The organism is Filimonas lacunae, from assembly GCF_002355595.1.
GTDB classification, from domain to species: Bacteria; Bacteroidota; Bacteroidia; order Chitinophagales; family Chitinophagaceae; genus Filimonas; species Filimonas lacunae.
The window spans coordinates 7063399-7075276 of the sequence record NZ_AP017422.1; the positions used below are offsets into that span (position 1 = coordinate 7063399).

Here is an 11878-nt window from a genome sequence, read left to right on the forward strand (position 1 = left end):
AGGAATAGAATAACAACTATACCTACAAGAAAACAAGGATACCTAAGGTTTCACGTGAAACATAACAATGTGCCTTTGCCTTATAAACCAACCATAATGAATGATAGATAGGTACATAAGATCAATAGTATCTAGGATAGTACAAGCATACGATCCAGCAACAATCTAGCAGTGGGCATTATTGAAGTTTCAATAATAGGGTCAGCATGCACTATAGCAATCTTATTAATAAAGGGGAGTATTTATAAGAGAGTCTTCAGGCAAGGATTTAAATAAACAGATCATTAATCCAAACAGGAAAAGGTGTTTATGAATACTAATAAGTATTTAGAGAACAAGTTCCACGTGGAACCTTATACCTAAACAATAAGTTACATTATAGTTCTAAGAAGCAGTAATAACTATAAATCCACCCTAACTAATCAATCATTACTATAAGATCCAATCAATCGTTCCACGTGAAACACAATAAACCAATAAGTACTAATATTAAACACAATACAGGAAGCAGTAAATAAACAAATGGTTTACAATCAGCACCTAATAAGTAAACTATATACATAACCTTACCATTACCCAATCAATAAGTTTCACATAAAGCACTAGAGTTTAATAAATGCTGGTACAAAAGACAATACAGGAAGTAGTAATAAGCATAGGTTTACAAATCAACAAGCTAATAAGCAAACTATATATAAGCTCTTCATTACCTAATCCATAAGTTCCATATAAAACATAAGAGTTCAACAAATACTCATAAAAGACAATACAGGAGGAAGTAAATAAACATAGGTTTATAAATCAACAAGCTAATAAGCAAACTATATACATACCTTACTATCCCTAATTAATAAGTTCCACGTGGAACATAATAAATTAATACCACTAAAAAAATCGGAATAATAAGTACGCCCATCAGTCATATCAGAAACCAAATAAGGAAAGTAAGTACAATACTAAGAATACCTCAAAGTAATAAAGAAGAACAAGCCCCTAAATATATTATTACACTTTAAAGAGACACTAGGCTAAGCATAACTTAGAAGAGAAGCTATACGCCTATCCTACTAACAAACCAACACTATTACATTCTAAGAATCAACTGGATAATTCAAATCTCATATCCCATCCACACACCTCATTTAACTTCAAGCAATATATTCTACTTACCCAACCAAAGGTTTACATTAACATACTTACTTAAAGACTTCATCTAAATATCCTATCCTCTTATATACATCCAGCAAGCATTATCATATTAAATCATCAACACAAGCGAATAGAATAAGTATCCAGACCACTAAACATCTTTATAAATTAATAACTCTGTTTACAGCATTCATATAATAACCTTATTAACCCAACACAGTTAACGTTTCACGTGAAACATACACCTAGCTAATTACAAAAGCACTTAAAGCATAGACCTAACTATTCATCTTTATAATTTAAAGTTTATAGATTATTTAAAGGAAAGAAGAAAAGATTTTTCCATTCAGTAAGGGATAGTAAAGTACACTTAGAATAGATAGCAGTAGTTTTCAAAAAGGAAGCTTTAAAGCCAATTAATCCAAATAGAAGCAAGTATTCTTCTTAATCAACTGCGTTCCACGTGGAACGCAGTTAGAAAAACAATAACTAAGATCAAAGTAACCATCAGGAGGTACAGCAGAGATAACCTTAAGAAAGGTAACAGGATCAATAAACCCTCATATAGAATTCTAACTTCCATAATGACCTGTTCCACGTGAAACATTTACTATTTAAACTACCCTATAATAACCTATTGGTTCCACGTGAAACATGTAATCTATCACGGTAGCTAATCTAAGGGTTTCACGTGGAACCTTTGGATACGTTCTTCAAGCAACCTTTAATACATCTATAGTACTAAAGGCCTGTATCTTTGCACCAGTTTAAAAGTATATAATCAATGTTTCCAGATTACGATGTTATAGTAGTAGGTGCAGGTCACGCAGGCTGTGAAGCTGCTGCTGCCGCTGCAAACATGGGTAGTAAGGTTCTTCTTATTACCATGAATATGCAGACTATTGCTCAAATGAGTTGTAACCCAGCTATGGGTGGTATTGCTAAAGGCCAGATTGTAAGAGAAATAGATGCATTAGGAGGATATAGTGGCATTGTAACTGACTTAAGTATGATCCAGTTTCGCATGCTGAACAGAAGTAAAGGTCCTGCTATGTGGAGTCCACGTACACAGAACGATCGTATGCTGTTTGCTGCTACATGGAGAGAGAAGCTGGAACAGACTTCCAACATAGACTTTTACCAGGATATGGTACGCAATATCATCATCAAAGGAGATAAAGCCTGTGGTGTTGTTACAGGACTGGGGCATCATATCAATTCCAAATCAGTAGTAGTTACCAGCGGAACCTTCCTTAATGGTATCATTCACATAGGTGAAAAGCAGTTTGGTGGTGGCCGCGTAGCAGAGAAAGCCGCTACAGGTATTACAGAACAACTGGTGGAACTCGGATTTGAAAGCGATCGTTTGAAAACAGGTACTCCTCCCCGTGTGGATGGACGTAGCCTGGACTATTCTAAGATGGAAGAACAAAAAGGTGATGAAGAAATCACTGGCTTCTCATACCTGGATGTTCCAAAGATCAAGCCTGAACAGCAAATAAGCTGTCATATTACCTATACCAACCAGCAGGTACACGATACATTGAAGACTGGTTTTGATAGAAGTCCTATGTTCACTGGACGTATTGAAGGTATAGGTCCACGTTACTGCCCTAGCATAGAAGATAAGATCAACCGCTTTGCAGAGAGAGACAGGCACCAGATATTCGTAGAGCCAGAAGGGTTTAACACCGTGGAGATCTATGTAAATGGTTTCTCAACTTCCCTTCCGGAAGATGTTCAGTACAATGCTATCAGGCAAATTGAAGGGTTTGAGAACGTAAGGATCTTCCGTCCGGGCTATGCTATCGAGTATGACTTCTTCCCACCTACCCAGTTAACCTATTCACTGGAAACCAAAATGATCAATAACCTGTTCTTTGCAGGTCAGATCAATGGTACTACCGGGTATGAAGAAGCAGCTTGCCAGGGTTTAATGGCAGGTATGAATGCTCATCTGAAAGCTAAAAACCTTCCTCCTTTCATACTGAAAAGAAGCGAAGCTTACATAGGAGTATTAATTGACGACCTGATAAGCAAGGGTACAGAAGAACCTTACCGCATGTTTACCAGCCGGGCAGAATATAGAACCCTGTTACGTCAGGATAACGCAGACCTACGCCTTACTGAAATGAGCCATAAGCTGGGATTAGCTAAGGATGACAGGATGGAAAAAGTAAGTAATAAAAGGGATGGAGTAGAAAGGATCAAGAAACAACTGGCAGCCTTTACTATTGAACCAGACGAAGCAAATGAATACCTGTCTTCTATTAATTCATCACCTTTAACTGAAAAGCAGAAGGCATCTAAACTGGTTCTTCGTCCTGATATCGATCTTCCCTCTTTATTCAAAGCAATCCCCCGTTTAGCACAGGAGTTTACCAATGAGAATAAAGAAGCTATAGAGCAGGCAGAGATACAAGTGAAGTATGAACGATACATTGAAAAAGAAGAAGAACTGGTAAAAAGGATGGCACAAATGGAGAATGCCATTATACCTGATAAGTTTGATTACGATAAAATATCAGCCTTAAGTAATGAAGCCTTACAGAAGTTTAAGAAGATAAGGCCCGCAACCTTAGGACAAGCCAGCCGAATAAGTGGTGTTAATCCGAGTGACGTTCAAATACTAATGGTTTATATGGGGAGGTAGGGTTACCTCCCCTTTCCTTTTTATCCCCTTTCCCATCCTCTGTTCATTTTGTTCACAACTGGCAGATACTTCATGCCCCTATTATATTTGGCACTTGCGTTTTAAATGGCTAACCCCTTTGAAAACTCAATCATAAATCCACTATCCGATTTTAAAGTGTTTAATCTAAGATCATGATACAACTCAACACTCAAATCGGTTTTCTAAAAAAGACAGGGATCGTTCTGTTCTTTGCATTAGCTGCCGTGTTAACAACCAAAGCGCAGGTTAAAATTGGTAACAATCCAACCACAATTAACCGATCCGCCATCCTGGAACTGGAAAGTACGAGACAAGGTTTCCTGTTACCCAGACTTAGTGATACTACCGGTATTAATGCGTTAACACCACCAGATGGTATGATGATATACCTGGATCCTACTGCCGGGCAAGGCCGTGGATTGTATATCCATAGATCTGGCTACTGGCAGCGTATTACTACAGACTCTACCAGTACAAGAGCATGGAGTATTGACGGTAATACCATTGATGCCAATGCAAAGTTTGGTAGTTTAAATGCACAGGATGTAAGGTTAATAGCAAACAGCATTGACAAAATAAGAATCAAAGCAAATGGCGCTACTACCTTTTATGACAGTGTACATATCCAGAACAGATTGGATGTACAGGATTCTATCAGCACCCGTTTCATCAGAGCTTTAGATTCTGTTTACTTACAGAACGCCCGCATTGGTGATAGTCTTTACCTGAACACCAACTTATTGAAAACATCTTTCAATGATGTATTGGTAATAAACCCAACTACAGGCGCAGTATCCAGAAGAACATTAGACACCGCTGCATTCAGAGGTTTGGTTATTGGAAATTTTGCCAACACAGATAATGCCCAGGGCTTAGAAAGAAAAACAGGTGCAGCAGCTGGTCCGGATAGTTTGATATTACACGCTGCCAGCTATAACACACCAGGTGGTATATCAACTGTAGCACAAGGCATAGCAGGTAATAAAGTATTCCGTGATTCAGTGTTATTAGGTTCCCCTACAGCTACTGCAGTTCCTAATTCTACAGTTCAAATGGGAGGTAGTGTTTCATATGCTATCAGAAATATAAGCGCCGCCACCACATTAAGTGTTTCTGACTATACAGTTCTGGTAAATGCAACTGCAGCAGATGTTGTAGTAACTCTTCCAGCGCCTACCGGTTTAAACGGTCGTGTCTATATTATTAAAAGAGTTGGTGCAGGAGATATCGACAGAGTAGTAACCATCCGTGGATTATTAGAAGGAGGATCTACCAGCAGCGACTATAATATTTACAACTCCGGTACTTTCGTTAAACTACAAACAGATGGAAATTCCTGGTATGTAATAGAAAGATAACTGCCTACACTCACAGTTTTTATCCGTACCCAATTACTTCTATATACAATGTAGCAGTTGTTATTTTATGCCATTACCTATCAGAAACAAAATATTATTATTGGTGATTCTATTGCTGGCATTTGTGAAAAGTGAAGCGCAAGTAAAAATAGGAACCTCTCCTACTTCACTGGAAAAGTCAGCACTACTTGAATTGAATGGAAACAGGCAAGGGCTTTTATTGCCCAGGCTTTCCGATACATCCATCATCAATACACTTGCACCGCCTGATGGTATGTTGATATACTATCAGGCCAATAACAGTGGAAGAGGATTGTATTTACGTAAGTCTGGCTTCTGGCAAAGAATAACAACCGATTCCCTGTTAAATGCCAGTTTAGTTAGTTGGAATCTGGCAGGTAATAACAGCTTAACCGGAACAGAAAAACTAGGCCCCAATAATGCCGTACCCCTGAACATCGTTACTGCCGGAACAAGCCGGATTGTAATAGACGCTACCGGTAACACCAGTATTATTGGCAACACTACATTGGGCGGCACATTCACATTAAACCCTGCTGCAACATCCACAGATACAACAGCTTTATTTCTCAATAGCAGTAACACCGTAGTTAAAAGAAATTTAAACAATGTTGCATTTTCAGGTGCTATACAAAGTATCAACGGATTGACACCAAGCGCACAAACCATAAGCACAAACGCAACAGCAGGAGCGCTGGGTTTCACAAGCACTGGTAGTTCCCATGTATTAAGTATACCAGATGCAAGTATATCTACGAGAGGTTTCGTTAATCTAACAGACCAAAGTTTTGCGGGAAACAAAACCTTTTCCAATAACCTTACAGTTGCAGGAATAACATCATTGATAGCATCAGCTAATACAACGGATACTAATTTCCTGATGTTAAATGCAGCTAATCAGGTTACAAAAAGAAACTTTAGCTCTTTTCCAGGTATTCAAAGCTTAAATGGTTTAACCGCAGCCACTCAAACCTTTGCTACAAGTGCAAACCAGGCTACAGCAATAGGATTTTCAAGCACCGGAACAGTACATACTCTCAATCTCACTGATGCTGATTCTACTATAAGAGGATTTGTTACTACTAGTGCACAGAGATTTGGTGGAGATAAATCGTTCAAAAACAACGTTACAGTATCAGGAATTACTACGTTATCTCCCACTGCTGCTACAGATACCAGTTTTCTGATGATCAATGCAGCCAACCAGGTTACCAGAAGAAACTTTAGCTCATTCTCATTCCCCGGTATTCAAAGCCTGAATGGATTAACAGCTACAGCACAAACATTCGCTAATTCTACTAACCAGGCTTTACCTATTGGTTTTACTAGTTCTGGCTCTATACATACTTTGAATATTCCCAATGCAGATTCCACTATTACAGGATTGGTAACAGCTACAGCACAAAGATTTGGTGGAGATAAATCGTTCAAAAACAATCTTACTGTTTCAGGAACGACTACACTTTCACCAACCGCTGCTACAGATACCAGCTTTTTAATGATCAATGCCAATAACCAGGTTACAAGAAGAAACTTTAGTTCATTCTCATTCCCCGGTATTCAAAACTTAAATGGATTAACAGCTACAACACAGACTTTCACTAACTCTACTAACCAGGCTTTACCTATCGGTTTTACAAGTTCTGGCTCTACACATACTTTGAATATCCCCAATGCAGATTCTACTATTACAGGATTGGTGACAACTACAGCACAAAGATTTGGTGGAGATAAGTCTTTCAAGGGAAATCTAACAGTATCAGGAATTACAACCTTATCACCTGTATCTAATACTACAGACACTGGATTCCTGATGATTAACGCCAATAATCAGGTTACCAGAAGAAACTTTAGTACATTCTCGTTCCCCGGTATTCAAAACTTAAATGGGTTAACAACCACAACACAAACTTTCGCTAACTCTACAAATCAGGCTCTGCCAATCGGTTTTACTAGTTCAGGTTCGATACATACCTTGAACATTCCTAATTCGGATTCAACCATTACTGGATTAATGACAGCTACAACACAAAGATTTGGTGGAGATAAATCTTTTAAAAACAATCTGACAGTTTCAGGAACCACAACACTTGCTGGTGCAAATAGTACCACTGATACTCTTTTTCTTATGACAAATCTTACAAATAGTCAGGTAGAAAGAAGAAATATCAGTTCATTACCATTTATACAAAATCTCAATGGGCTTACAACAAGTACACAATCTTTTGGAGTAACTACGAACGCTGCAGCTATTGCATTTAATAGCGCAGGCTCTACACATAATTTAAATATTCCAGATGCAGATGCTTCCAACAGAGGAGTTATAAATACTGGCAGCCAAACTTTTGCGGGAGCAAAAATATTTAATAGCACAATTACTGTTAACAACACTGGCTCTACTGGAACCAGCGGACTAGCTATACCAAAATTGACTAGCGCTACATCAGAAACAAGTGGCGCAAAATCTATTGGAGTAGATGCATCAGGAAACGTTGTAAGAACGCCAACTTCTCCCACTTATTATACAACAGGTGGAACTGCGAATGTGACAAAGGTCTGGATAGGTAGAGCTACTAATACAGCAGGTACTGGAACACTAAATTTTGATATAAGTAGTGCAGGCTTCACCAACGTTTTAAATATACAAGCAACTGCACAAAGAAATGGAACTAATGCTATTCAACAACCTTTTGCCGTAATCACTACAGCAACCACTACCGCTGTACAAATCAAAATAACAAGAGGTTATCTGATGCTTCTTTTAGGAAATAGTTTGGTTGCTGAAGATGATGTAAATACAGTGGTACATTTAAGAGTAGAAGGGAACTAATAAAATGAATAAAGTAATTATCATATTGCTAATTACTTTACAAGGTTTGTGTGTACAAGCACAAACCTCAGATATATACATCCCTGCCAACAGCACCGTAGGCTTTTTCACCACTGACACCACCGCCATTTTTGGAAACATCAAAATTGACGGAACCATTATTCTCCCAACCAGAAGCTTTGTGTATTTCATGGGGGAAACCTGGAGAAATGCTACAGCCAACAATATCATCGACGAATCCTTAAATGGAGCCAGTGCTATTGGAGGTACTGTTCGGTTTACACAAATAAGCAGGCCTGGAACAATTCCCATACAACAGAAAATATTCGGGTCTTATACAGCAGCTAGCCAAACCGGAACCTATTTCCCAAACTTCCAACTGGATAATGCATCCGGTTTAATGGTAAACGATAGCAGTGACATAGCCATCCGCAATAATCTGCATTTTATTAATGGAAAGATTATTATCAGCCGTGCTAACGTAGTAATCGGTTCTCCCTCCCGCAGGGGAAGTATTACCGGCTTCAACGAAAACAATTACATAGTAACAGGTGGTAGTTTGTTTGGTGGATTTTTATACAGGCTGAGAATATTACCCGATGAATCGGACAGTACTGTTTTCCCCATCGGTACTTCTGCCAACTCCTATACTCCTTTTTCTATGATCAACCATGGAGAAGCGGATGATTTTAGAGCAAGGGTGTTCAGCAGAGTCTTAGAGCATGGATTATTCGGAATTAACATCAGTGACCAGAGTACCAACAAAACATGGATAGTTGCCAACACCAAACCCATTTTTAACGCAAGCATCCGTTTTCAACATATTATCGAGGATGAGGGTACCGCTTTCAGTGCAGGAAGAAAATACAGTTATGTGAGTCACCTTAATTCTGCCGGTTGGGATACTACGGGTGTGTTCTCTACACCTAAGTCACCAGGTACTATTACCACCGGGCAAAAACTCAATAACTCAGCTACGCTTACCCGAACATTCCGTTTGTCGCAGCCAGAGAGTTTTTTGTTTGCCGAGTTCGTTAGATCCTATGGTGTGGATAACCCTGTGAATACCTTCAATTTTACAGCGAAACGTATCAGTCCTATCCTGGCGCTCCTGAACATTACTGTGAATAACGACAATAATGTGATGTACTACGAAATTCAGAAACGCAGGCTAAATGTTACCAACTGGGAAGCCGTGGATACCCTGATGCCTGCTAACATAAATGGCAACCATACCTATTCCTGGTATGACAATGATGTGTATTATACCGACATTATTCAATATCGCATCCGCATTATTGCACCGGATGGTACTTACACCTATTCTGTTATCCGCAATATCGATGGCATTGCACCTGACTTCTTTGTGCAGGTATTCCCCAACCCTGGTTACGACCAGTTCTATTTACGTTTAGTAAACGCACCGGATGTGGAAAACATGGTAGTTTATGACAACTATGGCCAGTTCCTGTTCTCCAAAGTAATCACCAATTCCTTAACGCCATTTAACCTGGGCACTTATCCACAGGGTAACTACTACGTTGTGCTATATGGAAAAGGCAAAAGAAAGATCATGACCGAAAAAGTGATCAAATTGAACAGATAGCACAAAATAGCGTTAAAAACCCTGTAGGCTTTCTGATCATAGCAAGCTTAATAGTATTATTACAGTTTACAAGCATAGCGCATTGAGACCAAATCATTACTTCAAGCTGGCAGTTATTCACATACTGTTTACCCTCCCTTTATTTGCAGGTGCGCAACAGAAATGGGACATTCAGGGTACAGTGTTCGATTTCTTCAACAAGCAACGTGTAGAAGCAGTAAGCGTGTTTTCTAAATCGGGCAGTGTTGCCATTACCGATAGCCTGGGACGTTATTCTATCCCTGTACGGTCAGGTGACTCTATCTGGTTCTCTTATCTGAACAAGAACACGATGAAGTTTTCTGTGGATACCATTGTGAATATCTCGTCATTTGACATTGGTTTGCACATCGATGCCCGCTACTTACCGGAAGTAAGGGTGAGAAACAAGAACTACAAAGAGGATTCTGTGCAAAACCGGAAGGACTATGCTAAAATCTTCAACTTTAAAAAGCCGGGTATTGCCCTCAGCTCCAACCCTCCTTCTACTTATACACCGGGTAGCCTTACTGTGGGACTGGATCTGGACGAGTTTATTAACATGTTCCGTTTCAGAAGGAACAAAAGAATAGAAGCTTTACAGAAGAGATTACTCGAAGAAGAACAGGATAAGTACATTACCCACCGCTTTACGAAGCGTTTTGTAAGACAACTCACCGGGCTGGACAGTACCAACCTCGATGAGTTTATCAACTATTTCAAACCTGATTACGATATTCTGCTTACCATGAACGACATGGAGCTGGGCTATTACATCCAGCTATGCTATCAGCAATACGTGGAACTGAAAAAACAGGGCTTACCCTTGTACAACAGGAGACTGATGAACAAATTCCGTAAGCCGGACGGTAAGGAGCTGGATATTATCCTACCCTATTAAGCCAGCTGCCCTGCTGATGTCCAGCATCCTTTCGATCGGGCGAAGGGATGCCAGTCGTAATTTTTCGTCCATGTGAATTTCCGGCGTTTCGTATTCCATGCACAGGTATAACTTTTCCAGCGTGTTCAATTTCATGTGTGGACAATCGTTGCATGCACATGAATTATTCGGTGGTGCAGGAATCAACGTTTTTGTGGGTGCATCCTGTTGCATCTGGTGCAAAATTCCCGTTTCGGTGGCCACGATGTATTCCTGTGCATCATCCTTCACCACAAACTTCAATAACTGGGTGGTACTGCCTATAAAATCCGAAATTCTCAGAATTGCTTCTTCACACTCCGGGTGAGCCACCAGCTTTGCCTTCGGATTGCGCATTTTAAGCTTCATTATCTTCTCCAAACTGAAAATCTCATGAACCATACACGCGCCGTTCCAAAGGACCATATTGCGCCCCGTTTTCCTGTTTAGGTATCCGCCCAGATTTTTGTCCGGTGCAAAAATGATCGGCTGATCTTCCGGAATGCTCTCAATTATCTTTTCTGCGTTGCCACTTGTGCAGATGATATCGCTTAAAGCCTTGATTTCAGCACTGCAATTGATGTAAGAAACCACCAGGTGATCGGGATACTTCTCTTTGAACCGTCTGAACAACTCTGCAGGGGCACTGTCGGCCAGTGAACAACCTGCTTTAAGATCTGGCAGCAACACCTTTTTATTCGGATTTAAAATTTTCGCTGTTTCCGCCATAAAATGCACACCGGCGAAAACAATGATGTCCGCATCTGTTTTGGCAGCCTGTTGTGCTAACCCTAAACTATCCCCAATGTAATCCGCCACATCCTGGATATCCGGCTCCTGATAATAGTGCGCCAGCAGTATTGCGTTTTTTTCTTTTTTCAATCTTTCAATTTCCTGAAACAAATCCAAAGAAGGATTCACGTCAATATCCAGAAAGCCTTTTTCATTCACTTTGGATCTTGCTTCAAAAATGTTGATATCCATTGTAATATTCTTTATTAATACATTATTTAAATAACCCACTACTACTATTACGGGTGTGTATATCGGGAAAACTTACTTATCCCCAGCTAACAAAGTTAATTATAGTGACGGTATCCACCACTATCCACAATTAAATCACATTGAATAAGTTAGATACAGTAAGGATTTGACGCCATTTTACACAATGGTGGAAAACAGAATCGACAGAAATGCACATCACCTAATTCACACGAAATGCACTGTTAATTAACTGCGTGTAAAAAGTGCGGATTTAGTGGACATTCCCGGAAAGTGGAAAAGCGGCCCGAGTTGTTCTACT

Annotated in this window: 6 protein-coding genes; 5 read left to right on the plus strand and 1 reads right to left on the minus strand. The window is 39.6% G+C overall.

Translation table 11 applies throughout. The features are described from left to right. Positions 1–1933 precede the first annotated feature (1933 nt). The 5 genes from mnmG to FLA_RS27925 all read left to right on the plus strand — a co-directional run bounded on the left by mnmG (position 1934) and on the right by FLA_RS27925 (position 10557). Complete coding sequence (gene mnmG / locus FLA_RS27905) at positions 1934–3802, plus strand: tRNA uridine-5-carboxymethylaminomethyl(34) synthesis enzyme MnmG (RefSeq protein WP_076376541.1); 1869 nt, start codon at positions 1934–1936, stop codon at positions 3800–3802. Positions 3803–3975: 173 nt separating this feature from the next. Beyond that, complete coding sequence (locus FLA_RS27910) at positions 3976–5181, plus strand: hypothetical protein (RefSeq protein ID WP_076376543.1); 1206 nt, start codon at positions 3976–3978, stop codon at positions 5179–5181. Positions 5182–5248: 67 nt separating this feature from the next. Beyond that, on the plus strand, positions 5249–8032 hold the full coding sequence (locus tag FLA_RS27915; protein ID WP_076376545.1) for a beta strand repeat-containing protein: 2784 nt from the start codon (positions 5249–5251) through the stop codon (positions 8030–8032). Between the two features lie 4 nt (positions 8033–8036). Next, positions 8037–9638, plus strand: coding sequence for a T9SS type A sorting domain-containing protein (locus tag FLA_RS27920; RefSeq protein WP_076376547.1), 1602 nt, complete (start codon positions 8037–8039; stop codon positions 9636–9638). Positions 9639–9720: 82 nt separating this feature from the next. After that, positions 9721–10557: a hypothetical protein gene (locus FLA_RS27925; protein ID WP_076376549.1), complete on the plus strand. Its 837-nt coding sequence runs from the start codon at positions 9721–9723 to the stop codon at positions 10555–10557. Here the strand turns inward: FLA_RS27925 and nadA are convergent. Then, on the minus strand, positions 10546–11559 hold the full coding sequence (gene nadA, locus FLA_RS27930) for a quinolinate synthase NadA (RefSeq protein WP_076376551.1): 1014 nt from the start codon (positions 11557–11559) through the stop codon (positions 10546–10548). The genes FLA_RS27925 and nadA overlap by 12 nt on opposite strands. Positions 11560–11878 lie beyond the last annotated feature (319 nt).